Raw genomic sequence first — 15,575 nt, 5'->3', positions numbered from 1 at the left:
GGACTCGGGGCACCTCACCGCACGGGCCCGGATCCCCTCCGCCGCCTCCCTCCCCGTCTTCCCCGACGGCCTTCCCGCACGGGCAGCGCGACTTGCCCCCGGACCCATCTACCGGTACCCGGCCACCCGTACGCCACCTGCCTCCGCACACCCCGGTACCGGGTGTACCGGGCGGGACGACGGCCACGAGCACCCGGACAGACCTGAACCCGGAGGCAGTTGAACCCGCACACCCCTGTGCACCTGACCCCGGACACACCTGTGCGACCGCCCTCCCCGCACACACCTGTGCGGCGGCGCCGAAGCACCGCCGCACAGGTCGTCACCCCTCGGGCCGCGACCCCCGGGCCCCCCGGACCCCTCCCGGCAGCCCGCGCGGGAGGAGGCCCAGCCCCCGGAGGGCCGCGGCTCACCAGAGCGGGGTGAAGACGATGCCCAGGTGGCGCTGGTCGACGAAGGTGGGCGCGGAGCCGTTGATGTTCACCGCGTTGTTCTCGTTGCGGGCGCTGTCCCCCACGGCCTGCTGCTGACCGGTCGCGGAGATCCCCGGCCCCGCACCCCGGGCACCGGCGCCGACGGTGGCCACGCCCGCGTTGGCCCGGTCGCCCGAGAGCGCCCCGGTGTCGGCCGCCGCGGCACCCGCGAAGAGCGCCACCCCGAGCGGCAGGGCCGCCGCAGCGGCGAGAACACGGGCGGTACGGATGCTTGCCATGTCTGTTCCTCCAGGTAGGGACGGGTCCGATCGCGTGGGCTGCCGTGCAGGTGGTCACGCCCGGCGACCTGAACTACCGCTGTTTCCGGGGCGGTTGGCCCGCCGCCCCGGAGTGGTCACGACGTCGCGAGAGCAGAGTTGCCCAGCCGGAACCGCCCTGACGACTCCCGCCGCCGCGATTCGCCCCCAGGCGTGAGGACTTGTCGATAAACCCGCAAGGCGGCGTAAATCCCCTGGAGAGGGACACCGCACCCTCAACTCCCCAGCCCCACAAGGCCCCTGCATCCCACCCGAACTCCCCCGACCGCCGGGACGGCACCCTCCCCCGTCCCCCGCCCGGAACCCACTTCCCTTTTTCGAACGTACGTACGAACATGGAGTCATGGCCACCACCGCCCGGCATGCCGTGCCCCCCGTCGCCCTGGCCCTCGCCCACGCCCTGTCCGCCGCCGAACGCGGGCTGGCCGTCATCCCCCTGTCCCGCACCAAACTCCCCGCGCTGCCCTCCCCCCACCGGGACGAGGCCGGGCCCGCCCCGTGCCACGGCGAGTGCGGCCGCCCCGGCCACGGCGTGCACGACGCCACCACGGATCCCGCACGCGTCCGCGAACTCTTCGCCGCCGCCCCCTGGGCCACCGGCTACGGCATCGCCTGCGGACTGCCCCCGCACCACCTGATCGGCATCGACCTCGACACCAAGTCCGGTACGGACTCCTCGGCCGCGCTGCGCGAACTCGCCCTGCGGCACCTGTTCACCATCCCGGACACGGTCGTGGTGGTGACGCCGAGCGAGGGCCGCCATGTCTGGCTGAGCGGCCCCGCGGACGTCGTGGTGCCCAACTCGGCGGGACGGCTCGCCCCCGGTATCGACGTCCGCGGCGCCGGCGGCTACCTGGTCGGCCCCGGCTCCCGTACCGACCACGGCGAGTACCGCACCATCCCCGGCACCGCCCTGCTGCCGCCCGCGCCCTGCCCGCCCGCGCTGCTGCGCCTGCTGCTGCCCCCGGCCCGCCCGGAACACCCGGCGGGCGGCACCACCCCGCCCGGCGCCGGACAGGGGCTCGTGCAGTTCGTCCTCGCCGCGCACGAGGGCCAGCGCAACACCCGCCTCTTCTGGGCCGCCTGCCGCGCCTACGAGAACGGCCTCGGCGAAACCCTCAGCCACGCCCTCATCAAGGCCGCCCTCACCACCGGCCTCACCGAACGCGAGGCCCGCGCGACCCTGACGTCCGCTTCACGGTTGGTGCGGGGGCCTCGGTGAGGGGCGAGGGATGGGGCTGGGGGATGTGGGGATGTGGGGATGTGGGGGATGGGGACGGCTCAGGTGAGGGGGATCGGCGGTCCCAGGGATCAGTGATCGTCCTCGGAATCAGTGATCGTCCCTGGGATCAGTGGTCCCTGAATCAGTGATCGTTCCTGGGATCAGTGGTCCCCGAATCGGTGGACTCGGCGCCGTCTGAGCCTGGTCGGGCGCCGAGACCCGGTTCGGCGGCCGGGGGTGGTGGCAGGACCGCCAGGGCCGACTCGTGGTCGAGGCCGGTGGCCTCCAGGAGGTCGACGGTGAGCGAGCGGGTCTGCGCGAAGACGACATGGGCGGAGTGACCGCTCGGCGCGGCGGACTGGCTCAGGTCGAGGAGCACGGCGGTCTCCCGCAGCTTCCCGGCGGACCGTACGGGCTCCTGTCCGTCCGCGAGTTCCCGGCCCAACAGGACGGCGGCACCGGCGAGTTCGTCGAGCGCGGTGAGGATCGGTTCCGGTACCGGCTCGCCCGCGTGGATGGCGGCGACCGTACGGCGCAGCAGTACGCGGGCGTTGCGCAGCGCGTGGTCGAGGGGGACCGCGGCGGTGGAGTAGCGGCCGAGGCGGCGCCTGCGGCGGCGGCGCAGAGGCGAGAAGGCGGCGATCTCGGTGGCGGCGGCCAGCGCCGCGCGGAAGTCGTCGATCGTCTGCTGGGTACTGCGGGCCCGGGACAGCGACCGCTCGGCCAGCTCCGCGTCCCGGCGGGTGTGCGCCTCGGCCGCGCCGGAGAGCGCCGCGGCCAGCTCGGCGAAGATCCGCTGGCCGTGGGAGCGGGTGATGCCGGGCGGATCACCGGGCAGCAGCACGACCGTGGCGAGGCCGACGAGCCCGCCGATGAAGGCGTCCAGCATCCGGTTGACGCCGCCGTGGCCGCCGGGCGGCAGCAGGGTGGCCACCAGCACGGCGGAGGAACCGGCCTGGAGGGTGATCAGCGCCCCGCCGTCGAGGAAGACGGAGACGGTCATCGCCAGCGCCACGACCAGGGCGATCTGCCAGGCGCCGGTGCCGATGGCCGAGACGAGCAGATCCCCGACCCCGATCCCGACGCTCACCCCCACCACCAGCTCGGCGACCCGCCGCAACCGCCGCCCGAGACCGACCCCGATGCACAGCACCACCGCGATCGGCGCGAAGAACGCCTGCTTGTGGTCGAAGACATCGGTCGCGATCACCCAGGCGAGCCCCGCCGCCACCGCACTCTGCACGATCGGCAACGCCATGCTCCGCAGCCGCCGCACCCGCGACAGCACCATCTCCCGCCCCAACTCCCGACTCCGCTGCACACTCGCCCCACTGACACCGGCGAACCGCCCACCGCCGCTCACCGGTGCCCTCCACGAGGCGGCACGACCGGGGCCGCCGGGCGGCATGCCCGGGGGGCTGCGGGGCGCGGCATCGACGGGGCGGTGCTGGTGGGGCGTACGTTCATGCGTCAATTTTCGCAGCAGCAGAGGCCGGACAGGTACTCCCCGATCCCACACCCGCCTGAGCAGAAGCTCCGCGCGCCTGATGGGCGTGCGTGAGTGAGTGGGGGCTGAGCCCGAGTTACTGGCTGATACCGGTGTGGTTCACGGGTTCAAGCGGCATGTGGCGCTGCTCACAAGTCCCACCGCGCAATGGGAAATCGGCGTCCGGATATCCGAGATCGAATTTGCGAACGGGATATCTCTTGTTTTCCTGTACTCATCAAGAAGCCCGTCGGTGCGAGCGGCCTGGACAGCTTCGACTCGCCCCGACGGGCACCGAAGATCACCACAGGAAAAGGTGATGCCTCGTGTCCCCCGACCGTACCTCCCGCCCGCGCGGGCGGCCCAACCCGAAGCCCCGGCTGAGCGTGCTCCTGGCCGCGGTCTCGGCCGCCGCGAACATCCTGCGGTTACTGCGGGAGTTCCTGATCCATTGACCTCGCTGGCACACGGAAGGGGCGCCTCGACTCCGGGGCGCCCCTTCACCCGAGCTTCCCAAGCTCAGAGCGCGAGTTCGATTCTCGGCACCCGCGCTTCAGTGAAGCCCCTCGTCGACGACCGGGGCCTTTCGCCTGCCCTCCAGCAGCACCGCCCCCAGCCTCACCTCGCTGTGGACAGCCGGGGAGCGAGCGTCCCCCTGTCTGCACCCGGAGCATGTGTTCGCGGTCGTCCGGGCCGAGGGTCAATGGCCGAGTCGATATCTGCATACTCCAGTATGCTTGAGCTCATGTCCTCAACGACTCGCATCACCGTCACGCTCCCCAGCGACCAGGTGGCGGAGCTCCGCAAGCTCACGGACAACGTCTCCGGCTACGTGGCGGAAGCCGTAGCCCGCCAGATCCGGCACCAACTCCTGGGCGAGGACCTCCGCCGCCATGAGGAGGAGCACGGAGCCTTCAGCGACGAGGAGCTTGCCGAGGCGCGCGGGAAGATCTTTGGCTCCGCCGGCTCCTCCAAGAGGGCGGACGCAGCGTGAACGAGCGCGTCGAGACTGTCGTCCTGGACTCGGAGGGGCTCTCTGCCTGGATCGCGCAGGACCGCAAGCTTCTCGCGATGCTTCAGGTCTTCCACGACATGGGAGCCGACCTGGCGATCGGGGCCAACACCATCGTGGAAGTCACCCACTCCCGCACCAACATGCCTCGCCTGAACTGGGCCCTGTCCCGCGTCAAGGTGGAGCCCGTCACCGAACAGGCGGCGAAAGCAGCAGCGGAACTCCTCAAAGGCGCCGGACTGCACGGGCACAAATATGCCATCGACGCCACGGTCGCCGAGGTCGCCCTGCGTCAACCGAAACCCGTCGCCCTCCTGACCTCCGACAGCGACGACATGACCAAGCTCTGCGGCAACCAGGTCCGCGTCATCCCTCTCTGACCCGCCGGCCCACCCCGAAGACACCCCCTGGCAAGGTCCACTGCATCGCCGCTCTCGTGCCTCATCCGGGCCCGGAAGAGCGGACACCAGCGGTCAGGTACAGCCTCCAGGGACCGTGGCAATCCAAGCTTCCTCACGGGAGAACGCAGGTCATAGCCCCCTCAACGGCTCAAGCACCGCTGATTCCCGGTCTCATGACTCTGGATCGCCTATCGCGAGATCCGTTCGAGCTGCCTTGTGAAGGGAGTTCAGCGCATCGATGATCGAAGGCCCCAAGCCGTCACGGTCGTTCACGGACACCCCGTCCGGCTCACGAGCACAGTTCAGCAGGTCCCAGAGCCGTTCGTTCACGGACACAGCCGCCCGGGAAGCCGCGTCGTCCCCGAGCAGCACGAGGCCTTCGAAGAGGACGGATCGCCGGTCCTCCGCTGCCTCCATCTCCGACAGCGGTTCGGTTGCGTCGCCGCCCTGCTCGTGGGCCCGGATCGCGCGCTTCGCAGCCCGGGTCGCTTCCTTCACGCAGGAGATGTACTCGATGTAGGTGTTGAACTTGCGCTCATCCCACCGTGTTGCCAGGGTCTGCCGAAACTTGGCCCGCTCCGCCCAACTCGTGGCGAAGAACGACGTAACAGCACCGAGAAGGACACCAACGAGGGTGATGATCTGACTCGCCATGGAGTTCAAGTTAACGTCACCTGGGCCTGCTCGGGGTTGGCCCGGTCTCCTGGAAGACAACTGGCAGGGAAGAGGGAGCCGTGCCTCTCCCATGCTCCTTCCACCGCGAAAACCACGGGGAACAGTGGTCCGTCACAGGCGCCAGCGCAAGACGACGGCCCCCAACCAGCTTGCTGGTCAGGGGCCGTCCTCACTGATCGTCCGCGGAGGCGGTGGGATTTGAACCCACGGTGAGGGGTTGCCTCACGACGGTTTTCAAGACCGTTCCCTTAGGCCGCTCGGGCACGCCTCCCCGCGCCGGGCTGGGCCGCGGCGCGGGGACAAGAGTAGCGGCTCAGTCGTCGTCGCCCTTGCGCTGGCCCAGGGTGACGTCCACGGTGTGCTCCTGGCCGCCGCGTTCGTAGGTGAGCTTGACGGTGTCGCCGGGCTTGTGGGTCCAGATCTCGCCGATGAGGGTGGGGCCGCTGTCGATGACGGTGTCGTCGAGCTTGGTGATGACGTCACCGGGCTTGAGGCCGGCCTTGTCGGCGGGGCCGCCGGGGGTGACGGGCTCGGCGCCGCCCTCGCCCTTCTCGGTGATCTTGGCGCCGGCGCCCTGTTCCTGGAGGCTGACCGAGGCGCCGATGACGGGGTAGACCGGTTCGCCGGTCTTCATCAGCTGGGAGGCGACGGTGCGCGCCTGGTTGATCGGGATGGCGAAGCCGAGGCCGACCGAGCCGGGCTGGCCGCCGCCGATGCCGCCGCCGCCCTGGTCGCCGGACTGGATCGCGGAGTTGATGCCGATCACCGCGCCGCGCGCATCGAGCAGCGGGCCGCCGGAGTTGCCGGGGTTGATGGAGGCGTCGGTCTGCAGGGCGCTCATGTACGAGGGGTTGCTGCTGCCCCCGTCGCTGGAGGCCACCGGGCGGTCCTTGGCGCTGACGATGCCCGTGGTGACCGTGTTGTTGAGGCCGAAGGGCGCGCCGATGGCGATGGTGGAGTCGCCGACCGCGACCTTGTCCGAGTTGCCGAGGGCGAGCGGCTTGAGGTCCCCGGGGGCGTTCTTCAGCTTGATGACGGCGACGTCGTAGCCCTGGGCCCGGCCGATGACCTCGGCGGCGTACTTCTTGCCGTTGGAGAAGGTGGCCGAGAGCTTGCCGCCCTCGGCGGCGGTCGCCACCACGTGGTTGTTGGTGAGGATGTGGCCTTCCTGGTCGTACACGAAGCCGGTGCCGCCGGTGTCGCCCTGGCCGCCGCCGCCCGAGGCCTCGATGGTGACGACGCTGGGCAGCGCGCGATTGGCGATCCCGGCCACCGAGGTGGGGGAGCGCTTCAGCCCGGCCTGGCTGTCCGCGGAGACCGTGGTGGAGCTGTTCGTACCGCCGTCGTCGTCCTTGTTGTCGGCGATCAGGTAGCCGACGCCGCCGCCGACCGCGCCCATCAGCAGCGCTCCGGCGAGCACGCCCGCGATGAGCCCGCCGCGACGGCGCCTGGGCTGCGGCTGGTGCGGGTGGTAGTCGGAGCCCCAGTGGTGGCCGCCGCCGCCCGCACCTCCCGCGTACGAGGGCACCGCGGGGGGCGGCGGAGGCGGCGGCCAGCTTCCGGCGGCGCCGCCCTGGCCGGACGCCGGGTGACCGCCCTGATCGGGTGCCGGGTGGCCGCCCTGGCCGGGAGCCGGGTGGCCGCCCTGGTGCGGGTCCGGTGCGCCCTGGGCGTGGGCGGCCGGGGGCTGCGCGGGGGCGGGGGGCTGGTGGTGCGGGGGGTTCTGCGGGGCGGGCGGGGTGCTGTGGGCGGCGGTGTCCGCGGGGCCGGCGGGCGCCGCCGGGGTCTCGGGGGCCGCCTCGCCGGTGCTGCCGGGGTACGCGGGGGGCCCACCGGGGGTGGCGGGACCGCCGCCGGTGTTCTGCTCGCCGTTCCCGGTCCCGGCGCTCCCGGTGTTGTCGCCCTGCCCGGTGATGTCGCCCTTCCCGGTGTTCTCGCCGTTCCTGGCGCTCTCGGGGTTCACAGCTCTACTCCTCGCTCCACGGCTGTCCTGTCCGGCACGGGTCGCGGGGTGCGCCCGGCGCGCTCCAGCTGTGTACTTCTGACCGTTCCCACCCTTTCCCAAGCGGCGTCAGGGCACCATAAGGCGATCCTGTGCGTTCGGAGCCACCGTTCGCACGCGTCGGGGCCATCCTCGGCGGTCGGCGGGGGCCCCGCATCCGCTGCGGGCCCGGCCGGGCCGCGTACCGGCGCCGATGGCACGATGACGCGGTGAACCACGCTCGCCAGATCCAGGTCGTCGCCCACCGCGGTGCCTCCGAGGACGTACCGGAGCACACCCTCGCCGCCTACCGCAAGGCGATCGAGGACGGCGCCGACGCCCTGGAGTGCGATGTCCGGCTGACCGCGGACGGGCACCTGGTCTGCGTGCACGACCGCCGCGTCAACCGTACGTCCAACGGCCGCGGGGCGGTCTCCGCGCTGGAGCTCGCCGATCTCGCCGCCCTCGACTTCGGCTCCTGGAAGCAGCACGGCGCCCAGGAGCGGGCCGAGGCCCCCGACTGGGCGGACACCTCCGTGCTGACCCTGGAGCGGCTGCTCGCGCTGGTCGCCGAGGCGGGCCGCCCGGTCGAGCTGGCCATCGAGACCAAGCACCCCACGCGCTGGGCGGGCCGGGTGGAGGAGAAGCTCCTGGAGCTGCTGCGCCGCCACGGCCTGGACTCGCCGCCCTCGGTCGCCGGTCCGGGCCCGGTGCGGGTGATGAGCTTCTCGGCCCGTTCGCTGTACCGGGTGCAGGAGGCCGCGCCGGGGCTGCCCACCGTCTATCTGCTCCAGTTCCTCTCGCCGCGCCAGCGCGAGGGGCGGCTGCCCGCGGGGGTGCGCATCGCGGGGCCCTCGATGCGGATCGTGCGCAATCAGCCGGGGTACGTGGCGCGGCTGAAGGAGGCCGGGCACCAGGTGCATGTGTGGACCGTCGACGAACCCGCGGACGTGGAGCTCTGCGCCGAACTCGGCGTCGACGCGATCATCACCAACCGGCCCGCCCAAGTCCTCGCCCAGCTGGGCCGATAGCGGCCGCGGCCGGTCCGGTCCGCGCCGCGTTCCGGGGGCCTCCGAGGGGGGCGGTCACGGGGAGTGCACCGGCGCGTTCGGGACGTACGCGATCGTCACATGTGCGTCACCGCACTCCGTCTGTTCGGTTTCCGCCGTGTTGCCGGAGGGCATTCAGTCCGTGGCGTGGGGCGAAGGAGGTCTCGGGGGTGGCGTTGGTGGTCGCACAGGAGGTGCCCACGTCGTCGAGCATGGCCGTTCCCCATGGCCCTGCGGGCGTGGGGCAGGCGAGGCGCCGGATGCGCGCGGAACTGCGGCGGCGCGGGGTGGCCGAGACGGTCCTCGACGACGCCGTACTGATTCTTTCCGAACTGCTCAGCAACGCCTGCCGGCACGGCAGGCCGCTGGGCGAGGAGCAGTCCGGGGACGGAGAGGTCCTCGCCGCCTGGCGGGTCGAGGACGACGGGCTGCTGACCCTGGAGGTCACCGACGGCGGCGGGCCGACCCGCCCGATGCCGTCCACCCCCTCGGTGACGGCGCACGGCGGCCGCGGGCTGAACATCATCTCGGCGCTGGCCGAGGAGTGGGGCGTACGCGACGGGGTCACCGGCGAGGTCACGGTCTGGGTGGCGGTACGCGACTGCCCCCTCCAACTGGCCGCGCGCCGACGCCGCGAGGACCTCACCGCCCGGGTCACGAGCCCCGCCGTCTCCTCGCTCGCGGGCCTCGACCTCGCCGAGGCCTTCGAGGACTTCGAGGACTGAGGAGGACCGCGGAGGACTGAGGGGGCCTGTCCCCCTTCTCTCCGGGAACCGCCCCGACTCCCGCCCCGCGCGCACCCGTTCGCGCCGTGGCGGCGGCCGCCGCCACGGCGGGGGTGAGGGGTTAGGCTCGCGCCCGTACGAGACGAGCCGCTACCGGGAGACAGCCACGATGGCCAAGAAGCGCCCCCAGGCGAAGGGCAAGCCGCAGTCGAAGAGCGCCGTCGAGGGTGAGGTCCCCGTCGTCGGCGCCCGGGAGCCCTGCCCCTGCGGTTCGGGCCGCCGCTACAAGGCCTGCCACGGCCGGGCCGCCGCGCAGGCGGTGACCGAGCTGGTGCAGCGCCCCTTCGAGGGCCTGGCCGGTGAGCGCGACCTGGTGGCGCTGCGCGAGCTGGTGCCCGCCGCCACGGCCGTGCTGCATCTCAAGGAGAAGCCCGCGGACGTCCCCTCGGTGACGCTGGCCACCGTGCTGCCGATGGCCTGGCCCGCGCTGCGGCGCGAGGACGGCTCGGTGCTGCTCGGTCTGCAGAACGACACCGCCTCCGGCGACCTGAGCCGCGACCTCGCGGACACCCTGCAGCGGGCGCTCACCGTCGCCCCGGGCACCCCGGTGGAGGCCCGCCGGGCACCGGCCGAGGGGCCGCGACTGCAGGATCTGCTCGACCCGGAGGCGGAGTTCACCGCCGAGGTGCACACCGGCTTCGAGTTCTGGGTGCCGGACAGCGAGTCGGCGTCGCCGGAGGTCGCGGCCTCCCTGGAGCGCGCGAACGAGGCGGCCATCCCCACCGAGCGGCTGACCCAGGTGGACGCGGCCTACTGGTGCGAGACCCCGGAGAAGAACCATCTGCGCTGGGTCATGCCGCACGCGGAGGAGGAACTCCTCGACGCGCTCGCCCGGTTGCACGCGGCGGGCACCTCCGGTCTCGGCGAGGGCACCCGGCTGGTCGGCTCCTTCCGCGCGCACGGGCTGACGGTGCCGGTCTGGGACCTGCCGCGCGGGATGTCGGCGGCGGACACCGAGAAGCCCGCGGCCGCGTTCGCCGAGCGGCTCGCGGACGCCCTCGCGCGCACCGAGCCGCTCACCGGCGAGGAGCGCCGGGCGCGCGGCGGGCTCACCAACCGCCAGGTGACGCTGAGCTGAGCCGGGGGGACGGGAGAGGGCGGGCCGAGCCGGGGAGTGCGCGAGGAGGGGCGCCGGAAAAGGGTGCCGGTACGGTCGCCGGAAAGGACTGCCCGGCATTCGGACACGCTCCCCGGGTGACTCGCGTCACAACTGCCTGTCTCCGCAGGTAAATCAGCAGACAAATAACCGTCTTCGAATTTGCAGAACCCCGATTCCTTGTTACCGTTCAAGGAGCCCGGTTGCTGGTGCATCCCCCGTCGCCAGCAACCGGGTCTTTCCATTGGCGCCCGCGGACGGACCCGTTCCGCCGCCTCCCGCCCCGCCCAAAGCCCCCCGGCCTGCGCCGAGTTGGCAGCCGGGGCCGCACCGCCCCGCCGAACACCCGAGCGGCGCATAGGGCCCCCTGGCCGGAAAACGCTTTCGTGGCCGTATACACGGTGCGGTGCGGGAACTTGCGTACGCGTACGCGCACCTGAGTACGCAGAAGAAGCCGCATAAGCGGTGGCTTACCTGAATTCACCTCCGCAGCGGCCAGTCCGCCGCAGCACCCCCAGAGGCGTACGCGAGGTACGTTTCCCCCGCCCCGCGCACGCCCCTGGCGCACGCTCCGGCGCGTGGGCTCGGCGCCAGGCGCCGCCGCACATCGACGCGCCGCCCGGGCCCGCGCGGGCCGCTTCAGAACGGCGGGCGACCGCGGAAAGAGGGACCGCCCCGGGCCGGGACGGGCCGCTTCAGAACTCCGAGGGGTTGAGACCGGTACGGGTCAGGGTGTCCACCAGGACGTCCGCGAGGGCCTCGACATCGGGCAGCCAGGGCGTGCTGGACCCGGGCAGCGGGGCGCGCTCCCAGCGGACCGGGCCCGCGCCGGTCTCCGAGGGCGGCAGCGCGACATAGCCGCCCTCGCCGTGGAAGCGCAGCGAGCCCGGCACATGGTCCTTGGCGTAGAGCAGCTCGCCGAGGCGGGGCAGGGTGTACGGGGCCACCAGGAAGGTCACCCGCTCCGGGGTGGCGAGCACGGGGCCGAGGCGCATCTGCCTCGCGTCGAGGGCGGCGAGGGCACGCGCCCCCTCCGGCGCCGGGAGGCTGACCGCGCAGGGCGCGCGGCCGCCGGTGGCGAGCAGCACCGGGGCCGAGGGGCGCCGCGTCCACCACCAGCGCACCATGCGCTCGTCGGTGGTGGCCGCGAGGAGTCCCGGCTCGAAGGGGTGCGCGCCGGGTACCGCGCAGTCCGGGTCGGGACAGGAGCAGCAGCGGGAGTCGCGCTCCCGGCAGCCAGCGCCCGGGAGTACCGGCCACTGCCAGGCGCTCGCGTAGAAGACGGCCGCGCCGCGCGCGTCGGGGCGCCGGGAGAGCCGGCGGAACAGGTGCCTGCATCGCCTCTGGAGGATCTCGCGGATCTCACGCATGAGCGCTCGTTCCCTTCCGTTGACCGCTGGCAAGAACCAAGAACATCGACCGCTGGAGAACGCTGCGGACCACTTCACACAAAGGAGCCGGACCGTGCACTGTGCGTACGTACTGGCGCGTCACGCCCCGGGCCCGCCTGGCGGGGGCCCCTGGGGCGGCATCTCGGCCACGTCCCTGCTGGTTCCGATCGGGCGCCGCTTGCCCTCTGGCACCGCTACCGATCGAGCACGGGCCTGGCGCGGGGGTGGCGATGCCTGGCGAATTGCCGTCCCGCGTAGTGCCTGGAGTCTGAGCCACGGAGGATGGGGACCCGGCCTTCGCCGACTAGGACGCCCGGCGGGGCCATCAGGTTCCGGGGTAGGCCAACTGCCCCTGACTCACATCGATTACGTACCCATCCCGACCGCTGTGACGCTCCGTCGAGCGGTCCCAGTCGACCCCAATATGCCGTTACCTCCGGCATTTTTCAGTCAAGTTGAAGTCGCCGCCAGCGCCCCCGTGGACACCGGGAATCCTCGCAGGACGATGCTGGACATCCGCTCTTCGGTGCGTGTACATCTGGAGGCACTGCCGCCGGCGCAGAAAGTCAGGGGGTTTGCGATGTTTTCGCGCAGAACGCACTGGCCGGAAGGCCCGATGCCATGAACACCCCTCGCCCGCCGAAAGTGGCCGGAATCGACCCCACCGTTCCCGCCCCGTCTCACACTCCGGAGCCTCCGGGGCCCGCGAACTCCCCGGGCGGGGAGTCCCCCGCCGCCCCCGCCGAGGCGCTCCAGGACCAGCTGGCCGGCTGGGTCTCCGACCTGACCACGCTGCACGACCTCACCGAGGACCTCGCCCGCACCGGCACCCTCGACACCGCCCTGCACGAGGTGCTGCGGGCGGGCGCGCTGCTGGTCGGCGCCCGGCGCGCGCTGATCGTGGTCGAGCCGGGCGACGGCACCGAGACCACGGTCGGACTCGGACTCGGCCGCGCCGACCTCGGGCACATCGAGACCGTGCCGCGCAGCGCGACCTCCTACGGGCGCCTCCTGGACGCGCCCGCCGACCAGAGCGGCACCGCCCGCGAGATCACCCACCCCGACCTGCTCTCCGAGGACGACCTCGACCCCCGCCACCGGGAGGTCGCCGCCCGCCTCGGCTACGCCGCCAGCTACGCGCTCCCGCTGGAGAGCGCCGAGGCCGGCCGGGTGGGCGCCGCGGTCTGGCTCTACGACGAGCCCGCCGAACCCTCCGAGCGGCAGCGCCACCTCATCGGCCTCTACGTACGCCAGGCCACCGAGCACCTCGCCCGGCTGCGCGAACTCGACCATGCCCGCGCCACCGCCGCCACCCTCGCCGAGGAGCTGCTGCCGCCCCGGCTGCCCCGGGTCGCCTCGGTGCAGCTCGCCGCGCGGCACCGCACCTGCGAGCGCGGCGGCGGGGACTGGTACGACGCGCTGCCGCTGCCGGAGGGCGCCCTCGGACTCGCGGTCGGCTCGGTGACCGGCTCCGGGCCGAGCGCGGTGGCCGCGATGGGGCGGCTGCGCGCCTCGCTGCGGGCGTACGCCGTCCTGGAGGGCGAGGACCCGGTCGCGGTCCTGTCCGACCTCGAACTGCTGCTGCGGCTGACCGAGCCCGCGCGCAGCGCGACCGCCCTCTTCGCCTTCTGCGAGCCCGCCCTGCGCCGGATCACCCTGGCCGGGGCCGGGCACAGCCCGCCGCTCCTGGTCGGGGCCGAGCGCACCGAGTTCGTGGAGACCTCGGTCTCCGCGCCGCTCGGCATGCTGGCCTGCTGGGAGGCGCCGAGCGTGGAGGTCTCCACCGAGCCGGGCGAGACCCTGCTGCTCTACACCGACGGGCTGCTGCACCGCACCGGCGAGCCCATGGACCGCGCCTTCGCCAAGCTCCACGCCGCCGCCTCGGGGGCGGCGCGCGCGGTGCGCGAGGACCCGGAGGCGCTGGCGGACCATGTGCTGCGCACGATGCTGCCGGACGGTCTCGACCGGGCGGAGAGCGAGGAGGACGTGGTGCTCCTCGCGGCCCGCTTCGCCTGACCGCTCCCCTGTCCCGGCAGCCGCCCCGCACCTCCGCATATATACGGATCGAGGCCCTTCCGTACGCCCGTACGATGGAGGTGGTCATATGCCGTACAGAGGAGGACGACCGTGGCGGACGAGCTCACCCCGGAGACCCCGGAGGAAGAAGAGCCGATCAAGCAGCGCAAGAACGGCCTGTACCCGGGTGTCTCCGACGAGCTTGCGGAGAACATGCGGTCCGGCTGGGCCGACACCGAGCAGTACGCCCTGGAGCCGATCGCCCAGGCCGGCCACACCGCCCGGCGCCGCGCCGCGCTCTCGGCGCGCTTCCCCGGCGAGCGCCTGGTCGTCCCGGCGGGCAACCTGAAGACCCGCTCCAACGACACCGAGTACCCCTTCCGCGCCTCGGTCGAGTACGCCTACCTCACCGGCAACCAGACCGAGGACGGCGTCCTGGTCCTGGAGCCGGAGCGGGACGGCCACCGGGCCACGCTCTATCTGCTGCCCCGCTCCGACCGGGAGAACGGCGAGTTCTGGCTGGACGGCCAGGGCGAGCTGTGGGTGGGCCGCCGCCACTCCCTCACCGAGGCCGGGAAGCGGTACGGCATCCCCGCCGACGACGTCCGCGAACTGACCGGGCGGCTGGCGGAGGCCACCGGCCCGGTCCGCGTGGTGCGCGGCCACGACGCCGGGATCGAGGCGGCCCTCACCGACAAGGTGACCGCCGAGCGCGACGAGGAGCTGCGGGTCTTCCTCTCCGAGGCCCGCCTGGTCAAGGACGAGTTCGAGGTCGGCGAGCTGCAGAAGGCCGTCGACTCCACGGTGCGCGGCTTCGAGGACGTGGTGAAGGTCCTCGACAAGGCCGAGGCCACCAGCGAGCGCTATATCGAGGGCACCTTCTTCCTGCGCGCCCGCGTCGAGGGCAACGACATCGGCTATGGCTCCATCTGCGCGGCCGGCGCCCACGCCTGCACCCTGCACTGGGTGCGCAACGACGGCCCGGTCCGCTCCGGCGACCTCCTGCTCCTGGACGCTGGGGTGGAGACCCACAGCCTCTACACCGCCGACGTCACCCGGACCCTGCCGATCAGCGGCCGCTTCGACGAGATCCAGAGGAAGGTCTACGACGCGGTCTACGAGGCGCAGGAGGCCGGGATCGCGGCGGTGCAGCCGGGCGGCAAGTACCGCGACTTCCACGACGCCTCGCAGCGGGTGCTCGCCGAGAAGCTGGTCGAGTGGGGCCTGGTCGAGGGCCCGGTCGCACGCGTCCTGGAGCTGGGCCTCCAGCGCCGCTGGACCCTGCACGGCACCGGCCACATGCTCGGCCTCGACGTGCACGACTGCGCCGTCGCCCGCACCGAGACCTATGTGGACGGCACCCTGGAGCCGGGCATGTGCCTGACCGTCGAGCCCGGCCTGTACTTCCAGGCCGACGACCTGACGGTGCCGGAGGAGTACCGCGGCATCGGCGTCCGGATCGAGGACGACATCCTGGTCACCGAGGACGGCAACCGGAACCTCTCCGCCGGACTCCCGCGCCGCTCGGACGAGGTCGAGCTGTGGATGGCGAAGCTCAAGGGCTGAGCGAGCGCGGTCGGTTCGGCCGCTGAGCGGGCACGGCCGGTTCGGCGGCTGAGCGGGTACGGCCGGTTCGGCGGCTGAGCGAGCGCGGCCGCCGGACGGCCCGGTCCCGGCAGGGGCCGTCGGCCGCGGAACCGGTGAAGGACC

Annotated in this window: 14 protein-coding genes and 2 tRNA genes; 10 read left to right on the top strand and 6 right to left on the bottom strand. The window is 72.7% G+C overall.

Annotation, left to right across the window (positions count from 1 at the left end; translation table 11 throughout):
* Positions 1 to 409: 409 nt before the first annotated feature.
* Complete coding sequence (locus tag HFV08_RS14110; protein ID WP_168539390.1) at positions 410 to 712, bottom strand: hypothetical protein; 303 nt, start codon at positions 710 to 712, stop codon at positions 410 to 412.
* A 382-nt stretch (positions 713 to 1,094) separates the two neighbouring features.
* On the opposite strand from HFV08_RS14110, the gene HFV08_RS14105 reads away from it, so the two are divergent.
* Positions 1,095 to 1,973 carry a bifunctional DNA primase/polymerase gene (locus tag HFV08_RS14105; protein ID WP_168539388.1) on the top strand — a complete coding sequence of 293 codons (879 nt, stop codon included), beginning with the start codon at positions 1,095 to 1,097 and terminating at the stop codon, positions 1,971 to 1,973.
* Positions 1,974 to 2,115: 142 nt separating this feature from the next.
* Here HFV08_RS14105 and HFV08_RS14100 read toward each other — a convergent pair whose 3' ends face one another.
* Complete coding sequence (locus HFV08_RS14100) at positions 2,116 to 3,231, bottom strand: FUSC family protein (RefSeq protein WP_168539386.1); 1,116 nt, start codon at positions 3,229 to 3,231, stop codon at positions 2,116 to 2,118.
* Positions 3,232 to 3,785: 554 nt separating this feature from the next.
* Here HFV08_RS14100 and HFV08_RS32100 point away from each other — a divergent pair.
* The 4 genes from HFV08_RS32100 (at position 3,786) to HFV08_RS14085 (ending at position 4,851) form a co-directional block, all read left to right on the top strand.
* The gene (locus HFV08_RS32100) at positions 3,786 to 3,914 is read left to right on the top strand and encodes a hypothetical protein (protein ID WP_281373476.1); all 129 of its coding nucleotides are present in this window, start codon (positions 3,786 to 3,788) and stop codon (positions 3,912 to 3,914) included.
* Positions 3,893 to 4,010, top strand: a tRNA-Gly gene (locus HFV08_RS14095). The genes HFV08_RS32100 and HFV08_RS14095 overlap by 22 nt, the downstream gene beginning before the upstream one ends.
* A 194-nt stretch (positions 4,011 to 4,204) precedes the next feature.
* Positions 4,205 to 4,453: a type II toxin-antitoxin system CcdA family antitoxin gene (locus HFV08_RS14090; protein ID WP_168539384.1), complete on the top strand. Its 249-nt coding sequence runs from the start codon at positions 4,205 to 4,207 to the stop codon at positions 4,451 to 4,453.
* Complete coding sequence (locus HFV08_RS14085) at positions 4,450 to 4,851, top strand: DNA-binding protein (protein ID WP_168539382.1); 402 nt, start codon at positions 4,450 to 4,452, stop codon at positions 4,849 to 4,851. Before HFV08_RS14090 ends, HFV08_RS14085 begins: the two co-directional genes overlap by 4 nt.
* 192 nt (positions 4,852 to 5,043) lie before the next feature.
* On the opposite strand, the gene HFV08_RS14080 is transcribed toward HFV08_RS14085, so the two are convergent.
* The 3 genes from HFV08_RS14080 to HFV08_RS14070 form a co-directional block, all read right to left on the bottom strand.
* Entirely contained in the window at positions 5,044 to 5,526 is a 483-nt protein-coding gene (locus HFV08_RS14080) for a hypothetical protein (RefSeq protein WP_168539380.1), read from the bottom strand.
* A 204-nt stretch (positions 5,527 to 5,730) separates the two neighbouring features.
* Positions 5,731 to 5,818: transfer RNA gene (locus HFV08_RS14075), tRNA-Ser, on the bottom strand.
* Between the two features lie 42 nt (positions 5,819 to 5,860).
* Positions 5,861 to 7,510, bottom strand: coding sequence for a S1C family serine protease (locus HFV08_RS14070; RefSeq protein WP_312885601.1), 1,650 nt, complete (start codon positions 7,508 to 7,510; stop codon positions 5,861 to 5,863).
* Positions 7,511 to 7,758: 248 nt separating this feature from the next.
* Here HFV08_RS14070 and HFV08_RS14065 point away from each other — a divergent pair, with 248 nt between their 5' ends.
* The 3 genes from HFV08_RS14065 to HFV08_RS14055 all read left to right on the top strand — a co-directional run bounded on the left by HFV08_RS14065 (position 7,759) and on the right by HFV08_RS14055 (position 10,440).
* Positions 7,759 to 8,559 (top strand): glycerophosphodiester phosphodiesterase, encoded by an 801-nt coding sequence (locus HFV08_RS14065; protein WP_168539378.1) that lies wholly within the window; start codon positions 7,759 to 7,761, stop codon positions 8,557 to 8,559.
* Between the two features lie 101 nt (positions 8,560 to 8,660).
* A complete protein-coding gene (locus tag HFV08_RS14060) occupies positions 8,661 to 9,302 on the top strand; it encodes an ATP-binding protein (RefSeq protein ID WP_312885600.1) in 642 nt (213 codons plus the stop codon).
* Positions 9,303 to 9,471: 169 nt separating this feature from the next.
* Positions 9,472 to 10,440, top strand: a complete 969-nt coding sequence (locus HFV08_RS14055; protein WP_168539374.1) for a DUF5926 family protein — start codon at positions 9,472 to 9,474, stop codon at positions 10,438 to 10,440.
* Positions 10,441 to 11,153: 713 nt separating this feature from the next.
* Here HFV08_RS14055 and HFV08_RS14050 read toward each other — a convergent pair.
* On the bottom strand, positions 11,154 to 11,819 hold the full coding sequence (locus tag HFV08_RS14050) for a bifunctional DNA primase/polymerase (RefSeq protein ID WP_168539591.1): 666 nt from the start codon (positions 11,817 to 11,819) through the stop codon (positions 11,154 to 11,156).
* A 651-nt stretch (positions 11,820 to 12,470) separates the two neighbouring features.
* On the opposite strand from HFV08_RS14050, the gene HFV08_RS14045 reads away from it, so the two are divergent.
* Together HFV08_RS14045 and HFV08_RS14040 are read left to right on the top strand one after the other, a co-directional pair.
* Positions 12,471 to 13,865, top strand: coding sequence for a PP2C family protein-serine/threonine phosphatase (locus tag HFV08_RS14045; protein WP_168539372.1), 1,395 nt, complete (start codon positions 12,471 to 12,473; stop codon positions 13,863 to 13,865).
* A gap of 111 nt (positions 13,866 to 13,976) precedes the next feature.
* Positions 13,977 to 15,431: an aminopeptidase P family protein gene (locus HFV08_RS14040; RefSeq protein WP_168539370.1), complete on the top strand. Its 1,455-nt coding sequence runs from the start codon at positions 13,977 to 13,979 to the stop codon at positions 15,429 to 15,431.
* Positions 15,432 to 15,575: the final 144 nt, after the last annotated feature.

Source organism: Streptomyces physcomitrii (assembly GCF_012273655.1).
GTDB lineage: Bacteria > Actinomycetota > Actinomycetes > Streptomycetales > Streptomycetaceae > Streptomyces > Streptomyces physcomitrii.
The sequence above is the reverse complement of the archived record's forward strand: the minus strand, read 5'-3'. Positions and strand labels throughout refer to the sequence as shown.

Excerpts from the sequence above, each read along its gene's own strand:
- HFV08_RS14090 (WP_168539384.1), top strand. The coding sequence starts at position 4,205 with ATGTCCTCAACGACTCGCATCACCGTCACGCTCCCCAGCGACCAGGTG.
- HFV08_RS14055 (WP_168539374.1), top strand. The coding sequence starts at position 9,472 with ATGGCCAAGAAGCGCCCCCAGGCGAAGGGCAAGCCGCAGTCGAAGAGC.
- HFV08_RS14105 (WP_168539388.1), top strand. The coding sequence starts at position 1,095 with ATGGCCACCACCGCCCGGCATGCCGTGCCCCCCGTCGCCCTGGCCCTC.
- HFV08_RS14110 (WP_168539390.1), bottom strand. The coding sequence starts at position 712 with ATGGCAAGCATCCGTACCGCCCGTGTTCTCGCCGCTGCGGCGGCCCTG.
- HFV08_RS14045 (WP_168539372.1), top strand. The coding sequence starts at position 12,471 with ATGAACACCCCTCGCCCGCCGAAAGTGGCCGGAATCGACCCCACCGTT.
- HFV08_RS14100 (WP_168539386.1), bottom strand. The coding sequence starts at position 3,231 with ATGGCGTTGCCGATCGTGCAGAGTGCGGTGGCGGCGGGGCTCGCCTGG.
- HFV08_RS14080 (WP_168539380.1), bottom strand. The coding sequence starts at position 5,526 with ATGGCGAGTCAGATCATCACCCTCGTTGGTGTCCTTCTCGGTGCTGTT.